Source organism: Cupriavidus taiwanensis (assembly GCF_900250075.1).
In the GTDB taxonomy this organism is placed as follows: domain Bacteria; phylum Pseudomonadota; class Gammaproteobacteria; order Burkholderiales; family Burkholderiaceae; genus Cupriavidus; species Cupriavidus taiwanensis_C.
The window spans coordinates 2151089-2171498 of the sequence record NZ_LT977070.1 but is presented as its reverse complement, the minus strand read 5'-3'; the positions used below and the strand labels follow the sequence as shown (position 1 = coordinate 2171498).

General features: G+C 68.5%; 20 protein-coding genes and 1 tRNA gene. 12 read left to right on the top strand and 9 right to left on the bottom strand.

What is annotated here, in order from left to right; all coding sequences use genetic code 11:
* Positions 1-58: 58 nt before the first annotated feature.
* The 6 genes from CBM2588_RS10035 to CBM2588_RS10010 all read right to left on the bottom strand — a co-directional run bounded on the left by CBM2588_RS10035 (position 59) and on the right by CBM2588_RS10010 (position 4275).
* Positions 59-1615, bottom strand: coding sequence for a serine hydrolase (locus CBM2588_RS10035; RefSeq protein WP_115680415.1), 1557 nt, complete (start codon positions 1613-1615; stop codon positions 59-61).
* Between the two features lie 309 nt (positions 1616-1924).
* A tRNA-Leu gene (locus CBM2588_RS10030) sits at positions 1925-2011 on the bottom strand.
* Positions 2012-2127: 116 nt separating this feature from the next.
* On the bottom strand, positions 2128-2937 hold the full coding sequence (locus tag CBM2588_RS10025) for a MetQ/NlpA family ABC transporter substrate-binding protein (protein WP_115680414.1): 810 nt from the start codon (positions 2935-2937) through the stop codon (positions 2128-2130).
* 201 nt (positions 2938-3138) lie between these two features.
* A complete protein-coding gene (locus CBM2588_RS10020) occupies positions 3139-3459 on the bottom strand; it encodes a type II toxin-antitoxin system PemK/MazF family toxin (protein ID WP_115680413.1) in 321 nt (106 codons plus the stop codon).
* Positions 3453-3701, bottom strand: coding sequence for an AbrB/MazE/SpoVT family DNA-binding domain-containing protein (locus CBM2588_RS10015; protein ID WP_025584520.1), 249 nt, complete (start codon positions 3699-3701; stop codon positions 3453-3455). Before CBM2588_RS10015 ends, CBM2588_RS10020 begins: the two co-directional genes overlap by 7 nt.
* A gap of 166 nt (positions 3702-3867) precedes the next feature.
* Positions 3868-4275 (bottom strand): VOC family protein, encoded by a 408-nt coding sequence (locus tag CBM2588_RS10010; RefSeq protein ID WP_115680412.1) that lies wholly within the window; start codon positions 4273-4275, stop codon positions 3868-3870.
* A gap of 243 nt (positions 4276-4518) precedes the next feature.
* On the opposite strand from CBM2588_RS10010, the gene CBM2588_RS10005 reads away from it, so the two are divergent.
* Positions 4519-4989: an SRPBCC family protein gene (locus CBM2588_RS10005; protein ID WP_115661942.1), complete on the top strand. Its 471-nt coding sequence runs from the start codon at positions 4519-4521 to the stop codon at positions 4987-4989.
* Positions 4986-6467: a DHA2 family efflux MFS transporter permease subunit gene (locus CBM2588_RS10000; protein ID WP_115680411.1), complete on the top strand. Its 1482-nt coding sequence runs from the start codon at positions 4986-4988 to the stop codon at positions 6465-6467. Before CBM2588_RS10005 ends, CBM2588_RS10000 begins: the two co-directional genes overlap by 4 nt.
* 21 nt (positions 6468-6488) lie before the next feature.
* Here the strand turns inward: CBM2588_RS10000 and CBM2588_RS09995 are convergent, their stop codons facing one another.
* A complete protein-coding gene (locus CBM2588_RS09995) occupies positions 6489-6758 on the bottom strand; it encodes an acyl-CoA-binding protein (protein WP_012353003.1) in 270 nt (89 codons plus the stop codon).
* Positions 6759-6889: 131 nt separating this feature from the next.
* Between CBM2588_RS09995 and tsaB the strand changes: the two genes are divergently transcribed.
* The 4 genes from tsaB to CBM2588_RS09975 are packed head-to-tail and all read left to right on the top strand — an operon-like array spanning position 6890 to position 10173.
* Positions 6890-7645, top strand: coding sequence for a tRNA (adenosine(37)-N6)-threonylcarbamoyltransferase complex dimerization subunit type 1 TsaB (gene tsaB, locus CBM2588_RS09990; protein ID WP_115681455.1), 756 nt, complete (start codon positions 6890-6892; stop codon positions 7643-7645).
* Entirely contained in the window at positions 7642-8202 is a 561-nt protein-coding gene (gene rimI, locus CBM2588_RS09985) for a ribosomal protein S18-alanine N-acetyltransferase (protein WP_115680410.1), read from the top strand. The genes tsaB and rimI overlap by 4 nt, the downstream gene beginning before the upstream one ends.
* Complete coding sequence (locus CBM2588_RS09980) at positions 8199-9065, top strand: uracil-DNA glycosylase (RefSeq protein ID WP_115680409.1); 867 nt, start codon at positions 8199-8201, stop codon at positions 9063-9065. Before rimI ends, CBM2588_RS09980 begins: the two co-directional genes overlap by 4 nt.
* Positions 9046-10173: a DUF1853 family protein gene (locus CBM2588_RS09975; protein WP_115680408.1), complete on the top strand. Its 1128-nt coding sequence runs from the start codon at positions 9046-9048 to the stop codon at positions 10171-10173. Before CBM2588_RS09980 ends, CBM2588_RS09975 begins: the two co-directional genes overlap by 20 nt.
* A gap of 42 nt (positions 10174-10215) precedes the next feature.
* Here the strand turns inward: CBM2588_RS09975 and lplT are convergent, their stop codons facing one another.
* Positions 10216-11535, bottom strand: a complete 1320-nt coding sequence (gene lplT / locus CBM2588_RS09970; RefSeq protein ID WP_115680407.1) for a lysophospholipid transporter LplT — start codon at positions 11533-11535, stop codon at positions 10216-10218.
* Between the two features lie 601 nt (positions 11536-12136).
* Between lplT and alr the strand changes: the two genes are divergently transcribed.
* The 4 genes from alr (at position 12137) to CBM2588_RS09950 (ending at position 15984) form a co-directional block, all read left to right on the top strand.
* Positions 12137-13258, top strand: coding sequence for an alanine racemase (gene alr, locus CBM2588_RS09965; RefSeq protein ID WP_115680406.1), 1122 nt, complete (start codon positions 12137-12139; stop codon positions 13256-13258).
* 153 nt (positions 13259-13411) lie between these two features.
* Positions 13412-14773 carry a DNA repair protein RadA gene (gene radA / locus CBM2588_RS09960; protein WP_012352996.1) on the top strand — a complete coding sequence of 454 codons (1362 nt, stop codon included), beginning with the start codon at positions 13412-13414 and terminating at the stop codon, positions 14771-14773.
* A 3-nt stretch (positions 14774-14776) separates the two neighbouring features.
* Positions 14777-15340 carry a GNAT family N-acetyltransferase gene (locus CBM2588_RS09955; RefSeq protein ID WP_115680405.1) on the top strand — a complete coding sequence of 188 codons (564 nt, stop codon included), beginning with the start codon at positions 14777-14779 and terminating at the stop codon, positions 15338-15340.
* Between the two features lie 158 nt (positions 15341-15498).
* Complete coding sequence (locus tag CBM2588_RS09950) at positions 15499-15984, top strand: disulfide bond formation protein B (RefSeq protein ID WP_115681454.1); 486 nt, start codon at positions 15499-15501, stop codon at positions 15982-15984.
* A 231-nt stretch (positions 15985-16215) separates the two neighbouring features.
* Here CBM2588_RS09950 and CBM2588_RS09945 read toward each other — a convergent pair whose 3' ends face one another.
* Positions 16216-18147 (bottom strand): ATP-binding cassette domain-containing protein, encoded by a 1932-nt coding sequence (locus CBM2588_RS09945; RefSeq protein ID WP_115680404.1) that lies wholly within the window; start codon positions 18145-18147, stop codon positions 16216-16218.
* Positions 18148-18446: 299 nt separating this feature from the next.
* Between CBM2588_RS09945 and CBM2588_RS09940 the strand changes: the two genes are divergently transcribed.
* Together CBM2588_RS09940 and CBM2588_RS09935 are read left to right on the top strand one after the other, a co-directional pair.
* Positions 18447-19409, top strand: a complete 963-nt coding sequence (locus CBM2588_RS09940; protein ID WP_115680403.1) for a MurR/RpiR family transcriptional regulator — start codon at positions 18447-18449, stop codon at positions 19407-19409.
* Positions 19410-19423: 14 nt separating this feature from the next.
* The gene (locus CBM2588_RS09935) at positions 19424-20395 is read left to right on the top strand and encodes an isoaspartyl peptidase/L-asparaginase family protein (RefSeq protein WP_115680402.1); all 972 of its coding nucleotides are present in this window, start codon (positions 19424-19426) and stop codon (positions 20393-20395) included.
* The last annotated feature ends 15 nt before the right edge of the window (positions 20396-20410 follow it).

The following is a 20410-nucleotide window of genomic DNA, read 5'->3' as shown; positions in this document are numbered from 1 at the left end:
GTGGATCGATGCCGGATCGATGCCGGACCGATACCGGATCCCTATGCAACGCAGCGGGCTAGCGCACAAACATGCCGAGGCCCTCATGGTCGTAGAACTCCAGCCAGACGCGGTCGCTGGAAAACGCGGCCTGCGAGATCGTGCCCGGCATGGCGTTTTCATTGGCGAGCGTGAAGGTGAAGATATCGCCGTCCCAGTGGCTCAGCGGCAGCACCAGCGGCGTCGCGCCCAGCGTCATCACCAGCGTGCCGCCCTGGTCGGCGACCTGCAGCGGACCATAGTAGTCGTTGCGGTAGGTGCCGGTGTAGGCCGACAGCGCACGCGCCGGCAGCGGATTGGCCGGGCGCGGCTGTCCCACCAGCCGGCCTTCCGGCTCCAGCAGCGGTGCCAGCGCATCGCCGTAGAGCTTGCCCCAGTCGCGGCGGATGGCGCCGAATTGCGCCAGGTCGAAGAACTGGGCGCTCAGGGTTTCCGGCACGCCGATGGGCTGCGCGTTGGTCAGCGTCACGATGGCCAGGTTTAGTTCTGGTACCGCCATGAAGCTGGTGGCGACGCCAAGGGCGAAGGCGCCGGAGTGGTTGAGCGAGGTCAGGCCCAGTTCGGTGGTGCCGACATTGAAGCCATAGCCATAGTAGCCGGCAGGGCGCTCGCCGGCGGGCGGGTTGCTCTGCATTTGCGGACTTATCGCGGGCGCCAGCGCGGCGGCATCGACCACCCGCTGCCCGCCGAACTCGCCCTTGGCGAGCAGCATCGTCAGCCATTTCGCCATGTCGTTGACCGACGCACTGACGCCGCCCGCCGCCGATTGCGCATCGGGCATCCGCGTCGATCCCTGCACCCAGTTGCCGTTGACCCGCACGTGGCCGAGCGCGCGGTTGTCGCGCGCGGCATAGTCGGCAAAGCGCGAACTGGTGCGCGTCATGCCCAGGGGCTGGTACAGCGCCTGTTCCGACAGCGTGGCCCAGTCGGTGCCGGCGGCGACGGCAACCGCTTCGGCGGCGGCGGTCATGCCGAAGTTGGTGTACGCGTAGACCGCGCGGAACGGATGCAGCGGCATGAAGCGCAGGCGCGTCAGCACTTGCTGGCGGTCGTAGCCGATGTCCTCGAGACGGTCGCCGGCGTGGTCCGGCAGGCCGGAGCGGTGGGCGTAGAGATCGCCGATGGTGACGGCCGCCGACACCTCGGCATCGGCCAGCGTGAACCAGGGCAGGTGCGTGCGCACCGGCGTATCCCAGCTGATGCCGCCGCGCCCGACCTGGCGCGCGACCACCGTGGCGCCGATGGACTTCGACACCGAGGCCAGCTGGAACACGGTGTCGGCATCGACCGGCGCGGGATCGGTCACCAGCCGGCGCCCAAAGCCCTTGGCGTAAACAGTCTGGTTGCCGCGCACCACCGCGACCGCCATCCCGGGTACGCGTGAACTCGCCATCAGGTCCGCGACCAGCTGGTCCAGTTGCGCGATGGCCTGGGTAATCTGCGCCGGAGGAACCGGCTCGGGTGGCGTGGGCTTGGGCGGTTCGTCGTCGTCGCCGCCGCACGCCGGCAGCGCGGGGACCAGCAGGCCGCCCAGCGCGGCTCCCAGGAAACGGCGACGCTCTTGCAGTTTGCCCACGGTAGTTCTCCGTTATGACGCGGAACAGGCGTGGCTGGGCCGTGGCCTGTGGATGGAACTACTGTATGCGATCGGTAGCCCGGAGGCGAAGGAGAGAGAGGTTACGACGCTGCAAAAGCAAAAGGCCCGCACTGTCGTGCGGGCCTTTGCCTGAAACTCTGGTGCCCAGGAGAGGACTCGGTCACGCATGCGCGACCCCGGCTGCGCTTGCAAGCGCAGCCCTTCTCGTCCTCGCGAAAAGCGCTCAAGCGCTTTTCTTCCTGGGCGGAAAAGAAAAAAGGCCTGCATGCGCAGACCTTTTTTGAATTGTGGTGCCCAGGAGAGGACTCGAACCTCCACAGTGTTGCCACCGCTAGGACCTGAACCTAGTGCGTCTACCAATTCCGCCACCTGGGCAGGTGGTGAGCCGCGAATTCTACCGAAGGCGGCGGAATTTGCAAGCCCTTGCGCGGGCGCCGTGTAAAAAAACTTTAACGACCGTGCTCAGCAGCGATCGCGGCGCGCGTCGGCAATCAGAACGACGGCACCATCGCGCCCTTGTACTGCGCCTTCATGAACTGGCGCACGTCTTCGGACTGGTACGCGGCCACCAGCTTCTTGACCCACGGCTTGTCCTTGTCCTGGGTGCGCACCACGATGATGTTGGCGTACGGGCTGTGGATGTCTTCCAGCGCGATCGCGTCCTTGGTCGGCTGCAGGCCTGCGGCGAGCGCGTAGTTGGTGTTGATCACGGCGGCGCCGACATCGGGCAGCGCGCGCGCCAGCTGGGCCGCGTCCAGTTCGACGAGCTTCAGCTTCTTGGGGTTCTCGGCCACGTCCAGCGGCGTGGCATTGGAACCGTTGGTGCCGGCGCCGGCCTTCAGCTTGATCACGCCTTGCGCCTGCAGCAGCAGCAGCGCGCGGTTTTCATTGGAGGGGTCGTTGGGCACCGCCACCTTGGCGCCCTGCGGCAGGTCCTTGGGCGACTTCAGGTTCTTCGAGTAGATGCCCAGCGGCGAGATATAGGTGTAGCCCACGCTCTGCATCTTGTAGCCGCGCTGCTTCACCTGGCTGTCCAGGTACGGCTGGTGCTGGAAGCTGTTGGCGTCGAGGTCGCCGGCGTCGAGCGCGGCGTTGGGCTGCACGTAGTCGTTGAACTCGACCACCTTCACGTTCAGGCCATTGCGCTTGGCCACCTTCTGGACCACTTGCCAGACTTCGGCGTCCGGCCCGCTGACCGTGCCGACACGGATGGTCTGTTCCTGGGCCCCGGCACTGCCGGCGGCGATAAAACCCACGGCGGACACAGCTGCCGCCAGACGCTTGATGAAAGACGTGCGCATAGGAATGGTGAAGATCTTGTTGTGTGGCGAGTGAGAGGCAATCGCAGGGGCAGGGATCGCCTGTCCGGAGCGAGGGCACAGATTAACGCAATTGCGTCCGGATGGCGCGGCGCGGACGATTCTGGCGTCTATTTCTTTTTCATAAGCTTATGAAGCCAGCCAGCGGCCGCGTGCCGGCATTTAATGCCCCGGCGCCGCGGCTCAGTCCGCAAACAATTCGCGCAAGGTACGCAAGGTGTCTGCCACGGTCCGGTCGCTCAGGCCGCCCGCGCGCTTCACCAGCCGCGACTTGTCGACGGTGCGCAGCTGGTCCAGCAGGATCAGGCCGGTCTTGCGCTGGAACGTCACCGGTATGCGAAACGGTGCCGGCCGGCTGCCGGTGGTCATCGGCGCGACCGTTACCGTGCGCAGGTAGTCATGCATCTCGGGCGGCGACAGGATGACGCAGGGGCGCGTCTTCTCGATCTCGCTGCCGACGGTGGGATCGAGCGCGACCAGCCAGACATCGCCACGCGCTACCATTTGAGCTCCGCGTCGTCGGCGTTGGGCAGCTCGCCCAGCACCAGGGTGTCGTCGCCGTCCGCGGCGATCTGCCGGCTGGCTTCGGCCCAGCCTTGCCGCGGTGCCTGCCGGGGCCGGCGCAGCACCAGCGTGTCATTCACGATTTCCATTTCCACTTCATTCTCCAGACCCAGCTGTGCCAGGATTGCCTTGGGAATCAGGACACCTTGCGAGTTGCCCATCTTGCGGATCGTTGCCTTCATGTCTTGTTGCTCATGGTGTAGCCAGTACTGGCGTCAGCACAATGTTATTACACCGCGGGCATCAAGGAAACAGGCAGGCACGACGCTGCATGGAAATGTGACATCCCGGCGCAGCCGGCAACAGGCGAATTGTCCGAAAACGCCCGCGCCGCGCGGTACGCCCGAATCAGTTGGCGACAGCTCCGTAGCCCTGGCCCTTCCATTCGATAAAACACAGCCCGTGCCCGAACGGGTCCGACAGCGTGGCCTGCCGGCCCCAGGCGAATTCCTGGGGCCAGTCCTCGATCTCGGCGCCGGCCTCGAGCGCGCGTTCGATGGCCTGCTCGAGGTCGGCGACGACGAAATCGAGGTGAACCGGGGTCCAGTGACGGCGATAGTCGCGCCGGGTCGCGGCGCGCGTGGTCGTGCGCGTGCCCGCGGGCTTGGCGAGCAGGTAGATCGGGGCATTGCCGCCCAGCATCTCGGCGACGGAACCGTCGAACAGCTTGCGGCCCAGCCGCAGCCCCAATCCATGCGCGTAGAAATCGATGCCGCGCGCCAGGTCGTCGACATCGATATTGATCAGCAACTCCATCGCAGCCTCCTGCAGCGTTCCGTGTGAAAGCGGCCGCATTGTGCGCCGGGCCTCCTGACAGCTGCTGTCAGGAGTGATGTTGCAGCCGGGCGCGGCGTTCACGCGGGGGGCTCCAGCCGACGCGAGTCTGGCCGATATCCGAGAGGGCCAGGGTCGGCACAATGTTGCAGTGCGCAGACAAAAAGGACTCGCGAATACGCGGAGACTTCATAATATCGACTTATCGCAAATGGGAGAGTGAAGTTGCGTTTTGAGCACTTGGTGGAGATCAATGATCCGGGCAACCCGCAGCTGGAACCGCTGACGGCCGAGCAGGTGTGGCAGGGCCTGGTGCTGCGCGCCGAATCTCCCGAGCTTTTCGTGCTGGGCCTGGACCGCGCCGAAGTGGTGGGCCGTGGCGACAACTGGATCGACCGGGTGCTGCATTTCGGCGAGGCCTCGATCGAGGATCACGTGGTCTACGAGCCGCGCCGTCTGGTGCGCTATGAGACCGCGGCCACCGCCGAGCATGCCGGCGGCACGCTGACCATGGCGATCGAGACCCCGGGTCCGGGCGCGCTGCTGCTGCGCTTTATTTATGACACCACCATGCCGGCCGTCGACGCCAGCGGCGACGACCGCTACGCCGAGATCGTCAAGTCCGCGTACCACGCGGCCGACATCGACACCGTCCGCAAGATCCGCGAGATCGCCGACACCGGGCGGCTCGGGTGAGCGAGGGCCCCGCCACGCCGGAAGGTTCCGGCCAGCGGTCGGATCTGCCGACCCGGCAGTCGCTGCGCGAGCGCTATGGCGAACGGCTGCGCTGGCTGGTGCTGGCGACGCTGATGCTGGGCACGATCTCGTCGATCGTCTCGTCCACCATCGTCAATGTGGCGATTCCCGACCTGAGCCGGCATTTCGTGCTGGGGCAGGAGCGCGCGCAATGGGTCGCGGCCAGCTTCATGATCGCGATGACCATGTCGATGCTGCTGACCCCCTGGCTGCTGAATCGCTACGGGCTGCGGCGCACCTTCCTGGGCGCGTCGCTGCTGCTGGGCGCGGGCGGGCTGGTGGGCGGTTTCTCGCCCAACTACGGCGTGATGATCGCCATGCGCGTGGCCGAGGGCATCGCCGCGGGCATCATGCAGCCGCTGCCCAATATCCTGATCCTGCGGGTGTTTGAAGAGCGCGAGCAGGGCAAGGCGATCAGCATGTTCGGCTTCGGCGTGGTGCTGGCGCCGGCGCTGGGGCCCAGCCTGGGCGGCTTCCTGGTCGAGGCCTTCGGCTGGCGCTCGATCTTCTTCGTGGTGGTGCCGCTGACGCTGCTGGCGGTGCTGATGGCGCGCCGCTTCATGGCGGTGGACTCGATCATGATGGGCGAGCGCCAGCCGCTGGACTGGCGCGGGCTGGGCCTGGCCGGCCTCGCCACTGTCAGCCTGCTCAACGGCGTGGTCGAGATGCGCGAGAGCGTCGCCGCGGGCCTGGCGCTGACGGGCTTCGGCGTGCTGATGCTGGCGGCCTTCGTGATGTGGCAGCTGCGCGCGGCGTACCCGCTGATGAATATGCGGCTGTACAGCTACCGGCAGTTCGCGGCCGGGGCGGTGGTGGCCTTCATCTATGGCGCGGGCCTGTTTGGCTCGACCTACCTGTTGCCGGTCTATATGCAGATGGCGCTGGAATACACCCCGTCGCGCGCCGGCCTGGTGCTGTTCCCGGCGGGCGTGATGCTGGCGCTGACGATTGCGGCGGCGGGGCGCTTCACGCACCGGATCCCGCCGCATGTGCAGGTGTCGTTCGGGCTGGCGCTGCTGTCGTTGTCGTTCCTGCTGATGGCACTGAGCTCGCGCGCCACGCCCTACCTGGTGCTGGTGGCGCTGGCGGTGCTGGGGCGGATCGGCCTGGGCTGCATCCTGCCATCGCTGACACTGGGCGCGATGCGCGGCGTGGACTTCACGCTGATCGCGCAGGGTTCCAGCTGCATCAACTTCCTGCGGCAACTGGGCGGCGCCATCGGCGTGAGCCTGGCGGGGGTGGGGCTGCAGTGGCGCCTGGCCGAGCATGGCGCACTGCTGGGCCAGCTCGGCGACAGCGCGCTCCAGGCGGCGCGCATCCGCGCCTTCGACGAGACCTTCCTCGCGGTGGGCGTGGTGATCGCCAGCGCGATGCTGGCGGCCTGGCGCATCCGGCCGCGTCCGGCGCCGGCGGCCTGAAGCCGGCCGCGCCGGAATGGTTCAGCTGGCGGCGCCGCTGCGCAGTTCTTCCACCAGCGCGATGTACTGCTCCATCGCCTGTTCGCGCGCGGTGCCGCGCAGCGCTTCCCACGCCTCGAACTTGTAGCGGCCGACGAAATCGGTCATGCCTGGCTTGTCGCCGTGCGCATCGCCCTCGCTGCCTTGCTTGAACAGCGCGTACAGGCGCAGCAGGGACATATTGCTGGGGCGCTCGCTCAGTTGCTTGACGTCGATCTGGGCCTGTTCGAAGCGTGCCTGCAGGTCGCTCATTGGGGGTTCCTCCGTGTGGACTGTCTTGGATTGCGAAAATGCAGTCCGATGATAGCCGCCCCGCGCGGGCGCGCCGTCCGTATAAAACCGAAGAAGCCCTCGATTCCGGGCCCAACGGCTACAATCGCGCCATGTCCTGGATTCTTGCTGTTGAAACTTCTACGGAGTGGTGCTCGGTCGCGCTCGGACGCGCGGCAGACGCCGGCCTCGAGTGCCTGGTGCGTCATGAGCACACCGGCGCACGCTCGTCGGCGCGCGTGCTGCCGGCCGCCGGCGAATTGCTCGCCGAAGCCGGCATTGCGCTGGCCGATTGCGCGGCCATTGCCTTTGGCGCCGGCCCGGGCTCGTTCACCGGCCTGCGCACCGCCTGCGGCGTGGCACAGGGGCTGGCGTTCGGCGCCGGCCTGCCGGTGGTGCCGGTCAACACCCTGATGGCCTGCGCCGAGCGCGCCCGCGCCGCCACGCCGGCGCTGCCGGACGGCACCGCGGTGCTGGTGGCGCTGGATGCGCGCATGGACGAGGCCTATGCGGCGGCCTTCGGCTGGAACGCGGGCGCGCGGGAGTGGACGGAACTCACGCCGATGCAGGTCGGCGCGCCCGAAACCGTGGCCTTGCCCGACGGCGAATTCTGGCTGGCCGGCAACGCGTCCACGGTGTTTGGCGAACGCCTGGCGGGCCTCGGCCGCGCCGCGCGCGTGCTGCCCGAGGCGATGCCGCATGCGCAGCCGATGGTTGCCCTGGCGCTGCGCGCGCTGGCGCGCGGCGAGACCATCGACGCCGACCAGGCCATGCCGGTCTACCTGCGCGACAAGGTCGCCCAGACCATCGCCGAGCGCGAGGCCGTGGCGGCGGCGCGCGCGGCGGCCCGGCCGGGGAGCGCATCGTGAGCGCCGCGTATCCCCTCGCAGACCGCAACGACTGGCCCGAGGTGCCGGCCATGCCGGCGCTGCCCGAGGGCTGGTCGCTGGGCCGCATGAGCGCGCTGGACCTGCAGGCGGTGGCGGGCATCGAGGCGCGCGCCTACAGCCATCCGTGGACGCGCGGCAATTTCGAGAACTCGGTCAAGTCCGGGCATCTCGGGCTGACGCTGCGCGACCCGGCGGGCACGCTGGTGGCCTACGCCGTGCTGATGCCGGTGGTCGATGAAATGCACCTGCTCAACATCACGGTCGAGCCGCAGCGCCAGCGCCAGGGGCTCGGGCGCCTGATGCTCGCGGTGGTGCTGGCGACCTCGCACGCGCACCGCATCCACACCATGCTGCTGGAGGTGCGGCCCTCCAATACCGGCGCGATCGCGCTGTACCAGGCGGCGGGGTTTGCCGAGATCGGACGCCGCAAGGGCTATTACCCGGCACCCGGCGGCAAGCGCGAAGACGCGCTGGTGCTGCGCCGCGCCTGGCCGGCGCAGGCCGCCGCCAACGACGGCACGGAGGGACGGGCATGAGCCGCCGTGCGCAGTTCCTCGAGGTGCTGGGCATTCCGACCGAATGGGTGCCGCGCGCGTCCCGGGCGGCGCAGGCAGAGGCGCAGCCCGACCTGGCGGCGCAGCCGGCCGCGATGCCGGCAGCCGAGGCGCCCGCGGCAATGACGGCTGCTCCGGTGGCTGCTGCGGTTACGCATCCCGAGGCGCCGCCGGCTGTCCCGTTGGCACCGCCAGCCCCCGATCGAGCCGCGCCGGCGCTGGTTCCCGCCGGGCCGGCGCCCGGCGCTGCGCAAGCGGAACGTGAAGCGGCTATCGCCGCGATGGACTGGCCGGCGCTGGAGGCCGCGGTAGCGGGCTGCACGGCCTGCGGCCTGTGCCAGACCCGTACCAACACCGTGTTCGGCGTGGGCGCGCGCCAGGCCGAATGGATGCTGGTGGGCGAGGCCCCCGGCGAGAACGAAGACCTGCAAGGCGAGCCCTTCGTCGGCCAGGCCGGCAAGCTGCTCGACAATATGCTCGGCGCGCTCGGGCTGGCGCGCGGGCGCAACGTGTTCATCGCCAACGTGCTCAAGTGCCGCCCGCCCGGCAACCGCAATCCCGAAGCGGAAGAGGTGGCGCAGTGCGAGCCCTTCCTGCGCCGGCAGATCGCGCTGGTCAGGCCCCGCGTGATCGTGGTGCTGGGCCGCTTCGCCGCGCAATCGCTGCTGCGCACCACCACGCCGATCGGCAAGCTGCGCGGCACCGTGCATGCGTACGAAGGCATTCCCGTGGTGGTGACCTACCATCCCGCCTACCTGCTGCGCACGCTGACCGACAAGGCGCGCGCCTGGGAAGACCTGTGCCTGGCCCGGGAGGTCCACGACCGTGCGGGAGCTGGGGCCTGATCTTTCCCTGACCCGCGGCGGCGACGGCCATGGGCCGTCGCACGCGCCGCTGTGGCGCCGTGCCGCGTCGGCGCGCGCGCGCGACCTGGCCTGGACCACGCTGTCGCCGCCGCTGCTGGATGCCGTGCCGGGGGCCGCGCTGGCGCGCTGGCCGGCCGGCACCCTCGAGGCCTGGCAGCGCTGGCTCGAAGGCGCCGATCCGGCCGCGCTGCCCGCCACCATCGACGAACTGGCCGACGGCCACGCCGCGCTTGCCGCCGATGCCGACCACGACCCTGCCAACCGCAGCCTGCGCCTGGGGCGGCATGCCGAACGGCTGCTGCATTTCGCCTTGCGCCATATGCAGGGGCTGTCGCTGCTGGCCGCCAACGTGCCGGTGCGGCGCGCCGGCCGCCACGGCGTGCGCACGCTGGGCGAGCTGGATTTCGTCTGGCGCGAGCTGGACTCGGGCGCGGTGGTGCACTGGGAGATGGCGGCCAAGTTCTACCTGATGGCGGCCGCCGGCGGCCAGCCGCCGCGGGCGCAGGATTTCGTCGGCCCGAACCTGGTCGACCGCCTCGGCGACAAGCTCGGCCATATCGTGCACCGCCAGCTGCCACTCGGGCATACCGCCGAAGCGCGCGCCGCGCTGGGCCATACCGTCGACCGCAGCGAGGTCTACCTGCTGGGCTGGCTGTTCTATCGCGACGGCCAGGTGCCGGCCGGACTGGAGCCGCTGGGGATCGCGCCGGACCACTTGCACGGCTGGTGGTCCACGCTCGATGCCTGGGCCGGGCGCGCGGCTGCGCGCCCTGGCTTGCGCTGGTGCCGCCTGCCACGTACGGGGTGGCTGTCGGGCGCGCTGGTGCCGGAAGCCGGCACGGCGGACGTCGGCACGCTGCACGCGCTGCTGGCGCAGCGCTTTGCCGATCCGCGCCATGACCACGGCTGGCGCCGCGAGTCGCCGGTGATGCTGTGCGAGCTGGAGCCGGCCGGGCCGCAGGCGCCAGGCTGGTGGCGCGAATGCTCGCGCGGGTTCGTGGTGCCGCCGGGATGGCAGGAGCGGGCGCTGGCGCGCACTGAAGAGCCGCCGCGGGCGGGCCCGCAAGCCGGCCAGGACGCCGCCTGACGCAGGCTGGCAGGCCGCCGCCGCGGCCGCGCCGTGAGGGTGCTAGTGGTGCTTGTCCTCGCCGATCATCGCCAGCGAGTTGAAGGTGCGCACGTTGTACTTGTGCAGCTTGAGCACCAGCGCCATGGTCACGCAGATAAACAGGCCCAGCGCGATGATGACCACGCCGATCGGCACGTTGAGCTTGATCAGCAGCGCGTACAGGCACAGCATCAGCAGCACCGAGACGTTCTCATTGAAGTTCTGCACCGCGATCGAGTGCCCGGCCGACAGCAGCACATGGCCGCGGTGCTGCAGCAGCGCGTTCATCGGCACCACGAAATAGCCCGACATCGCGCCCACCAGCATCAGGAAAACGTAGGCGATGGCCATGTACAGCGGCATGTGCAAACCGAGCACGTCGAGCGTGACCTGCGGCATCGCGTCCTTGGTGTAGAACGCCATCAGCATCACCGTGGCGCCCATCGCCACGCCGAACGGAAGCACCGACAGCGATTTGCGCAGCGGGATGCGCGCCGCCGCCAGGATTGCGCCCACGGCCACGCCCACCGCCACCACGGCCTGCAGCAGCGCGCCCTGGGACAGATTCAGGCCCAGCGATTTCTCGGCCCATTTCAGCACGATGAACTGCAGCGTCGCGCCCACGCCCCAGAACAGCGTGGTCACCGCCAGCGAGATCTGGCCCAGCTTGTCGCGCCACAGCGCCAGGAAGCAGTCGCCGAACTCGGCGATCAGCTTGATCGGGTTCTTTTCCTGCGCCGGATAGCGCGCGCCGGTGTCGGGGATAAACAGGTTGAACAGCGAAGCGATCACATAGAACAGCATGATCACCACCATCGCGGCCTCGGCCGGCGTGTCGATGCCGGTATTGATGAAAGGCACGTCCAGGCGCAGCAGCAGCCCGGACACATGCACCGAGATCAGCGCGCCACCCACCACCGTGCCCAGGATGATCGAGCCGACGGTCAGGCCCTCGATCCAGCCATTGGCCATCACCAGCTTTTCGGGCGGCAGCAGCTCGGTCAGGATGCCGTACTTGGCGGGCGAATACGCCGCCGCGCCGAAGCCGACCACGCCGTAGGCCAGCAGCGGATGCAGCCCGAACATCATGATGGCGCAGCCGACCACCTTGATGGCGTTGGTGATGAGCATCACCCGACCCTTGGGCATCGAGTCGGCGAAGGCGCCGACGAAGGCGGCAAGAATGACGTAGGAGAGAACGAAGAACAGCTTGAGCAGCGGGGTCATCCACTGCGGGGAATGCAATTCGGTGAGAAGGGCGATGGCGGCGATCAGTAAGGCATTGTCGGCCAGCGAGGAAAAAAACTGCGCGGCCATGATGGTGTAAAAACCCTTCTTCATGCTGTCGACTTTCTCTCCATCGCGCGCTCCATTCAGGGTAGGCAGGCTGGTGCCGGCCGCAGAGGCCATGGTTTGCAGGGAACCTTGTGCCGCGGCCGTGTCGAATTGTGTCGTAGGTGCTGCGCTGCGGCGCCGTGAGGCCTGCCTGACAGTCATTGACATAATGCTTCGCTTTTAGAACATGGCCGGAGCGTCCGGCTTTATATCACGAAAACATGACATTCCCGAACCCCGGCAACGGCTCTTTTTGACCGCAAATTGCCTTGCCGATTCCCCGATGACCCCCGGCAACAGCATCCGAATGTGTTCAAATAACGGCTGCCACCGCGGCCCGCCGGACCGGTCTTTCCCTGATCTGGTGTGCGCCCGGCGAGATATGGTGACTGGGATACCTGGGCGTGCCAATTGAGGGCATCCCGCATATCCATCACCATAACTGTCGCGCAGCCGTCGCCCCCGTGGGTCGCCGGTCCGTGCTGCGGCACACCGACAGGTGACGTTTGCGCCATCGATACTGAGACAGAGCCGTCCCTCCAGCCCGCCGCGCCATAGGCCGCCCGCGCCGCTGCCGGCTTTGTCCGCTACCCTGATGTGACTTCCAATGCCAAGACCGATCCAAGCCGTCATCCACCAACCCGCCCTGGCCAACAATCTCGACGTGATCCGCCGCAAGGCGCCTGACTCGCGCGTCTGGGCGGTGGTCAAGGCCAATGCCTACGGCCATGGCATCCGCCGCGTCTTTGCTGCACTGCGTGGTGCCGATGGCTTCGGCCTGCTGGACCTGAATGAGGCCGTGCTGCTGCGCGACCTCGGCTGGCAGGGCCCGATCCTGCTGCTGGAGGGCTTCTTCCAGCCGCAGGACATCGCCCTGATCGAGCAATACCGGCTCACTACCGCGATCCACTGCGACGAGCAGCTGCGCATGCTGGAAAGCGCGCGCCCCAAGGGCCCGCTGGCGATCCAGCTCAAGCTCAACACCGGCATGAACCGGCTCGGCTTCCATCCGGCGGAATACCGCGCCGCCTGGGAGCGCGCGCGCGCCATGCCGTGCGTGGGCAGCATCGTCCACATGACGCATTTCTCCGATGCCGACGGCCCGCGCGGCATCGCCCACCAGGTCGAGGCCTTCGACGTCGCCACCGCCAACCTGCCGGGCGAGGCCAGCCTGTCGAATTCCGCCGCGGTGCTGTGGCATCCGCAGGCGCACCGCGCCTGGGTGCGCCCCGGCATCATCCTGTACGGCGCCTCGCCCACCGGCCGCGATGCCGATATCGCCGGCACCGGGTTGCAGCCGGCGATGTCGCTGCACAGCGAGCTGATCGCGGTGCAGGACCTGCAGCCGGGCGATACCGTCGGCTATGGTTCGCTCTTCACCGCGGAGCGGCCGATGCGCATCGGCGTGGTCGCCTGCGGCTATGCCGACGGCTACCCGCGCCACGCCTCGGGCTGGGGCGAGCAGCGTGCGCCGGTGCTGGTCGACGGCGTGCGCACCGAACTGGTCGGGCGCGTGTCGATGGACATGCTGTGCGTCGACCTGACGCCGTGCCCGAAGGCGCGCGTCGGCAGCCCGGTCACGCTGTGGGGCCAGGGCCTGCCGATCGACGAGGTGGCGCAGGCCAGCGGCACGGTCGGCTACGAGCTGATGTGCGCGCTGGCGCCGCGCGTGCCGACCACGGTGGCGACCATCACCGCATCGGACAGCGCCGCGCCGGCGATCGCCTGATGTGGCCTGACGCGCGTACCTAGGCAGCGCGGTGCGGGCGCAGCGCCGCACGGTTACGCTCTGCACGCGTCCCCAGGCCGCCAAGCCCACTGCGCTACCTCCGCGGGCCGGGTCGTTTCCGGCCCGGCCCGATTCTTTCTGCAAGGACCTCCGTTGGCCAAGAGCAAGACTGTCTATACCTGTACCGAATGCGGCGGCACCACGCCGCGCTGGGCCGGCCAGTGCCCGCATTGCCAGCAGTGGAACACGCTGGTGGAGACCGTGGCGGAATCCGCCGCGAACAAGCGCTTCCAGCCGCTGGCGGCATCGGCCACGGTGCGCAAGCTGGCCGAGATCGAAGCCGCCGACGTGCCGCGCTTTTCCAGCGGCATCGACGAGTTCGACCGGGTGCTGGGCGGCGGCCTGGTATCGGGCGGCGTGGTGCTGATCGGCGGCGATCCCGGTATCGGCAAGTCGACGCTGCTGCTGCAGGCGCTGGCCAACCTGGCCGGGCAGCGCCGCGTGCTCTATGTCAGCGGCGAGGAATCGGGCGCGCAGATCGCGCTGCGCGCGCAGCGCCTGGGCGTCGAAAGCCCGTCGCTGGGGCTGCTCGCCGAAATCCAGCTGGAGAAGATCCAGGCCACGCTGGAAGTGGAAAAGCCCGAGGTCGCGGTGATCGATTCGATCCAGACGCTGTATTCCGAGGCGCTGACCTCGGCGCCGGGGTCGGTGGCGCAGGTGCGCGAATGCGCGGCGCAGCTCACGCGCATCGCCAAGAGCAGCGGCACCACCATCATCCTGGTCGGCCACGTGACCAAGGAGGGCAGCCTGGCGGGGCCGCGCGTGCTCGAGCATATCGTCGATACGGTGCTGTATTTCGAAGGCGATACCCATTCCTCGCACCGGCTGATCCGCGCCTTCAAGAACCGCTTCGGCGCGGTCAACGAACTGGGCGTGTTCGCCATGACCGAGCGCGGCCTGCGCGGCATCAGCAATCCGTCGGCGCTGTTCCTGTCGCAGCATGAAGAGACCGTGCCGGGCTCGTGCGTGCTGGTGACGCAGGAAGGCACGCGGCCGCTGCTGGTGGAAATCCAGGCGCTGGTCGATACCGCGCACGTGCCCAACCCGCGCCGGCTGGCGGTGGGGCTGGAACAGAACCGGCTGGCCCTGCTGCTGGCGGTGCTGCACCGGCACGCTGGCATTGCCTGTTTTGACCAGGACGTGTTCCTGAACGCGGTGGGCGGCGTGAAGATTACCGAACCCGCGGCGGACCTGGCGGTGCTGCTGTCGATCCACTCGTCGATGCGCAACAAGCCGCTGCCGCGCGGCCTGGTGGTGTTCGGCGAAGTAGGGCTGGCCGGCGAGATCCGCCCCAGCCCGCGCGGGCAGGAGCGCCTGAAGGAGGCCGCCAAGCTGGGCTTTACGCTGGCCGTGATTCCAAAGGCCAATGCGCCCAAGCAAAAGATCGACGGGCTCGAAGTGATCGCGGTGGAGCGCATCGAGCAGGCCATCGACCGCGTGCGCCACCTGGACTGAGCCATGGACACCGGCATCGCTTTCGAGACCAGCCGCTTGCGGCTGCGCCAGTGGCGTGATGAAGACTATGCGCCGTTTGCCGCGCTCAATGCCGATGCGCAGGTGATGCGCTATTTCCCGGCACCGCTGACGCGCACCGAAAGCGATGCGATGGCCGCGCGCTGCCGCGGCCTGATCGCGGAGAGGGGGTGGGGCGTCTGGGTGGTCGAACGCATGGCGGACGCTAACTTCCTGGGCTTTGTCGGACTGCACGAGCCCGCCGCTACGCTGCCGTTCGCGCCGTGCGTGGAAATCGCCTGGCGGCTGGCGCGGAACGCCTGGGGCCAGGGCTACGCCACCGAGGCGGCACGCGGCGCGCTCGCCTACGGCTTCGGCCGGCTCGGGCTGGAGGAAATCGTCGCCTTCACCACGCTTGCCAATGCCCGCTCGCGCGCGGTGATGGAGCGCCTCGGCATGCGCGAGGATGCGGTGGGTTTCGACCATCCGGCCTTGCCGCCGGGGCACCCGTTGCGGCCGCATTGCCTGTACCGCCTGCCGCGCGCGGCATGGCTGGCAGCGGGCACATGATGCCGATGCGTCGATCCGCCGTGGGGCAGCGGGCCGGCGCCGCATGTGGCGGCGGATGTGGCGCTGACGGCAGGCGCGGCAAAATCGGTAATAATGCGCAGCACAGCCGCGCCCTCGCACTGACGGCAACGATTTACCGGATCACCTGAGTTCCAATGATGCAAGCCAATTCCCGCGCCTATTTCCTGTTGATTGCCATCGTCTCGTTCGCCCTGGTCGGCGTCGCGCTCTACCTGCAGATCGAAAAGGGCTACCAGCCTTGTCCGCTGTGCGTGATGCAGCGTTTCGCCTTCATCGGCATCGGCCTGTTCTCACTGCTGGCCGCGGTGGCGCAGAACACGCGCTCGCTGTGGCAGGGCCTGGGCATGCTGTCCGGCATCGCCGGCATCGCGGTCGCGGTCTACCATGTGTCGCTGCTGCTCAATCCCAAGGCCTCGTGCGGCATCGATCCGCTCGAGAACTGGGTCAATGCGCTGCCCACCGCCAAGGTGCTGCCGCAGCTGTTCTACTCCGACGGCCTGTGCACCGCGCCGCTGCCGCCGGTGCTGGGGCTGTCGGTGCCGGCATGGTCGCTGATCTGGCTGTTTGTGCTGACGCTGACGCTGGCGGTGGGGCTGATCCGGAGGGAGAAGAATTTCCGCTGAGGGGTGGGGGCGTTCGAATGAAAAAAACCGGCGCTCTGTGCGCCGTTTTTTTTCGTGGGGCCACAGCGGCATCCCACCGGCGGGTTTGCTCCCCTCTCCCTCTGGGAGAGGGGCGGGGGAGAGGGCAGTGCATCCACGAAGTGACGCGGCTCGATGCTTGCCACGCGCCGGCCCTCTCCCCCGGCCCCTCTCCCGCAAGCGGGCGAGGGGAGCAAATCGTCGCGGCAGACGTCAGGCAATCTGCTCGATCTGCTCCTGCAGCTCAAGCCACTTCTCTTCCAGCGTCTCGAGCTCGCCGTTGACCTCGCCCTGGCGCTTGAGCATCTCCATCAGCTTCGTCTTGTTGGCCTCGGCATAGCTGGCTTCGTCGGCCATGAACTGGTCGATCTCCTCCCGGGCAGTCTGCAGCACCGCCATGCGCTTCTCGACCTTTTCCAGTTCCTTGGTGAGCGGCTTGCGCAGCGCCGACAGCCGCTGGCGCTCGTCGGCCTCGGCGCGGCGCTGGTCCTTGCGGTTGATCGTGGTGGCGTCGCCACCGTTCTCTGCCAGGTGCGCGGCCGTGGCGGCGTTGCGCTTAGCCGCGGCCTGCTGCAGCAGCCAGTCGCGGTAATCGTCGAGGTCGCCGTCGAACGGCCGGATGGTGCCGTCGGCGACCAGCATGAACTGGTCGGCGGTGGCGCGCAGCAGGTGCCGGTCGTGCGAGACCAGGATCAGCGTGCCTTCGAACTGCGCCAGCGCCATGGTCAGCGCCTCGCGCGTGTCGAGGTCGAGGTGGTTGGTCGGTTCATCGAGCAGCAGCAGGTTAGGCTTCTGCCAGACGATCAGGGCCAGCGCCAGCCGGGCCTTTTCGCCGCCGGAAAAGGGCTCGATCGGCGTGGTCGCCATGTCGCCGCGGAAGTTGAAGCTGCCGAGGAAGTCGCGCAGCTCCTGCTCGCGCACGTCGGGCGCCAGGCGCGCGAGGTGCTGCAGCGCGGAGTCGTGGTCGCGCAGCGTTTCCAGCTGGTGCTGGGCGAAGTAGCCGATCTGCAGGCCCTTGCCCAGGCGCAGGTTGCCCGTGAGCGGATCCTGGGTGCCGGCCAGGGTCTTGACCAGCGTCGACTTGCCCTGGCCGTTCGCGCCCAGCAGGCCGATGCGCTGGCCGTTCTGGATCGACAGCGCCAGGTTGTGCAGGATGGTGACGGGCGGATCGGCCTCGGCATAGCCGCAATCGACGCCGTCGAGCACCATCATCGGGTTGGGCGCGGCATCGGGCTCGCGGAACTCGAAGGCAAAGCCGGCAGCGACGTGCACCGGCGCCAGCCGCTCCATCTTTTCCAGCGCCTTGACCCGGCTCTGCGCCTGGCGCGCCTTGGTGGCCTTGGCCTTGAAGCGGGTGATGAACGATTCCAGGTGCGCGATTTCCTTCTGCTGGCGCACGTAGGCGGCCTGCTGCTGCGCCATCTGCTGCAGGCGCAGGGTCTCGAACAGCGTGTAGTTGCCGCCGTAGCGGCGCAGCTGCTGGTTCTCGATATGCACCGTGACATTGCAGATCGCGTCGAGGAATTCGCGGTCGTGCGAGATCATCACCAGCGTGCCCGGGTAGCGCGCCAGCCAGTCTTCCAGCCAGACGATGGCGTCCAGGTCCAGGTGGTTGGTCGGTTCGTCGAGCAGCAGCAGGTCCGACGGGCACATCAGCGCCTGCGCCAGGTTCAGGCGCATGCGCCAGCCGCCGGAAAACGATGCCACCGGCTGCGACACCTGCGCCAGCGTGAAGCCCAGGCCCAGCAGCAGGGCCTCGGCGCGCGCCGGCGCGGTATAGCCGTCGGCGTCGGCATAGGCGGCATGGGCTTCGCCTTCGGCGCTGCCGTCGCCGCTGGCCTGGGCCGCGGCAATCGCGGCCTCGATCTCGCGCAGCCGGGTGTCGCCGTCGATCACGTAGTCCACCGCGGTGCGGCTGACCGCCGGCGTTTCCTGCGCCACGTGGGCGACGCGCCACTGCGCCGGCACGCTGACATCGCCCCCGTCCGGATGCAGTTCGCCGCGCAGCAGCGCGAACAGCGTCGACTTGCCGCTGCCGTTGGCGCCGACGAGGCCCACGCGCTCGCCCGGGTTGAGCGTCACGCTGGTATGGTCGAACAGCACCTTGGTGCCGCGCTGAAGGACTAGCTGGTCGATTCGGATCACGAGAGGGGAAATGCCTGAGTGAAAAACAGAAAAAGCGCCTTGAACGCGGGCCGCGGCCGGCGCTGTGGCGCTGGCCCGCATTGTAGCGTTTCCGGTGCGGCGCACGCCGTGCCGGTGCAGGGGGTGCGCCAAAGCGGGTAGAAGCGCGTCGATACATGCACCGTGAAAGTGCCGCGAAATAGGGTGAATCTAGGGATTACCCTTGGTCTGGCAAAACTCTATTTTCTTGGAAGTCGATTGCGTGTAAATTCATTTTCACAACGACGCGCACCCTGATGCGCTGATCAACCGCTTCCACCATGCCCATTGGCCATTCGATCTCGGACCGCATTGCACGCAGCCTGCCGTCGCTGACGCCGGCGCACCGCCGCATGGCGGAATACGTGCTGGCCAACCTGTTTCGCGCAGCGACCATGCGCATCGACGAATTCGCCGCGGCGGTGGAGGTATCGGTAGCGACGGCCAACCGCTTTGCCCGCGCACTCGGCTTCGATGGCTATCCGCAGTTCCGGGCCGAGCTGGTGCGCGGTTTCGAAGCCACGCTGGCGCCGGTCGAGCGGCTGCGCAGCGAGCTGGAACGACCCGCCACCGTGGCCGAAGTGTTCGCCGCCTCGCTCGAGGACGCGGCCGCCAATGCCGAAGCCACGCGGCGCGGCATCGATGCGCAGGCGTGCGAGCGCGCGGTTTCGGCCATCCTTGGGGCGCAGCGCGTCTACGTGGCGGGCTTCGGCGCCAGCGGCTTCCTGGCGGGACTGCTGCAGCACGGCCTGGAAATGCACTGCCGCATGGTCACGTCGGTGGCGGGTGCGGGCGGCGCCTCGCACGCGGCGCGCCAGCTGTTCAAGCTGCAGCCGAGCGACCTGCTGATCGTGATCGCCTTCCCGCGCTATGTGACCGATTCCATCGAACTGGCCCAGCGCGTCAAGGCGCACGGCGGCCAGGTGCTGGCGCTGACCGACGGCCCGACCTCGCCGCTGGCGCCGCTGGCCGATATCGCGCTGTATGCGCAGGCCGGCAACCGGCTCTCGGCCAACTCGGATGCCACCGTGCTGGCGCTGATCGAGGCGCTGTGCGGCGCGGTGGCGCATCGGGCCGAACGCCCGGTCAAGGCCGCCGCCGAAATGACCGAATTCCTGCTGCCGTGGCTATATGGCACGCCCGAGGCCGAGCCCGCGCGCCGGTCCGCGCCGATGCCCGTGCAACCCACCGCAGCCAAGACCGGCGCGCGCCGCGCGCGGTCGTCCAACACCCGCAAGTCCTGAGTCCAAGTCTCCTTATGCAAGCAGCTGTCATTGCCATCCACGGCGGCGCCGGCACCATCACCCGCGCGGCGATGGATGCGGCCCGCGAACGCGAATACATCGAAGCGCTGCAACACGTGCTGCAAGCCGGCCAGCGCATCCTGGCCGATGGCGGCAGCGCGCTCGACGCCGTTACCGAGGCGGTGCGCCTGCTCGAAGAATGCCCGCTGTTCAACGCCGGCAAGGGCGCGGTGCTGACCCATGCCGGCACCTATGAACTGGATGCGGCGGTAATGGACGGTGCCACCCTCAATGCCGGCGCGGTGGCCTGCGTCACGCGCCTGCGCAACCCGGTGCTGGCCGCGCGCGCGGTGCTGGAGCACAGCGAACATGTGCTGTTTGCCGGCGCCGGCGCCGAGGCCTTCGCGCAGGCGCAGGGGCTGGAGCTGGTAGCGCCGGATTACTACTTCACCCACGCCCGCCACGACCAGTGGCAGCGCGCGCGCGGCAACGCCGGCATGGCCTTGCTCGATCACGACGCCGCCACGCTGGCGGCGCAGCAGGCGGGCGGCACGGAACCGATCGATCCCGACAGCAAGTTCGGCACCGTGGGCGCGGTCGCCTGCGACAGCCGCGGCAACCTAGCGGCGGCCACGTCCACCGGCGGCGTCACCAACAAGCAGGTGGGCCGCGTCGGCGATACCCCGCTGATCGGCGCCGGCTGCTATGCCGACGATGTCGCGGCGGTGTCCGCCACCGGCACCGGCGAAATGTTTATCCGCACCGTGGCCGCGCACGACGTCGCGGCGCAGATGCGCTATGCCGGCCTGCCGCTCGACGAGGCGGCGCGGCGCGTGGTGATGGAAAAGCTGCCCGCGATCCAGGGGCGCGGTGGCCTGATCGCGGTGGACCGGGCCGGCAACGTCACGCTGCCCTTCAACACCGAAGGCATGTACCGCGGTGTCGCCCGGGTGGGCGAGGCCGTCGACGTGTCGATCTACGGCTGACGCGCCGCCTGCCAG

Excerpts from the sequence above, each read along its gene's own strand:
- CBM2588_RS10025 (WP_115680414.1), bottom strand. The coding sequence starts at position 2,937 with ATGCGCACGTCTTTCATCAAGCGTCTGGCGGCAGCTGTGTCCGCCGTG.
- CBM2588_RS10020 (WP_115680413.1), bottom strand. The coding sequence starts at position 3,459 with ATGGTAGCGCGTGGCGATGTCTGGCTGGTCGCGCTCGATCCCACCGTC.
- CBM2588_RS10015 (WP_025584520.1), bottom strand. The coding sequence starts at position 3,701 with ATGAAGGCAACGATCCGCAAGATGGGCAACTCGCAAGGTGTCCTGATT.
- CBM2588_RS10010 (WP_115680412.1), bottom strand. The coding sequence starts at position 4,275 with ATGGAGTTGCTGATCAATATCGATGTCGACGACCTGGCGCGCGGCATC.
- CBM2588_RS09995 (WP_012353003.1), bottom strand. The coding sequence starts at position 6,758 with ATGAGCGACCTGCAGGCACGCTTCGAACAGGCCCAGATCGACGTCAAG.
- tsaB (WP_115681455.1), top strand. The coding sequence starts at position 6,890 with ATGTCCTGGATTCTTGCTGTTGAAACTTCTACGGAGTGGTGCTCGGTC.
- CBM2588_RS09980 (WP_115680409.1), top strand. The coding sequence starts at position 8,199 with ATGAGCCGCCGTGCGCAGTTCCTCGAGGTGCTGGGCATTCCGACCGAA.
- lplT (WP_115680407.1), bottom strand. The coding sequence starts at position 11,535 with ATGAAGAAGGGTTTTTACACCATCATGGCCGCGCAGTTTTTTTCCTCG.
- alr (WP_115680406.1), top strand. The coding sequence starts at position 12,137 with ATGCCAAGACCGATCCAAGCCGTCATCCACCAACCCGCCCTGGCCAAC.
- CBM2588_RS09955 (WP_115680405.1), top strand. The coding sequence starts at position 14,777 with ATGGACACCGGCATCGCTTTCGAGACCAGCCGCTTGCGGCTGCGCCAG.
- CBM2588_RS09950 (WP_115681454.1), top strand. The coding sequence starts at position 15,499 with ATGCAAGCCAATTCCCGCGCCTATTTCCTGTTGATTGCCATCGTCTCG.
- CBM2588_RS09940 (WP_115680403.1), top strand. The coding sequence starts at position 18,447 with ATGCCCATTGGCCATTCGATCTCGGACCGCATTGCACGCAGCCTGCCG.
- CBM2588_RS09935 (WP_115680402.1), top strand. The coding sequence starts at position 19,424 with ATGCAAGCAGCTGTCATTGCCATCCACGGCGGCGCCGGCACCATCACC.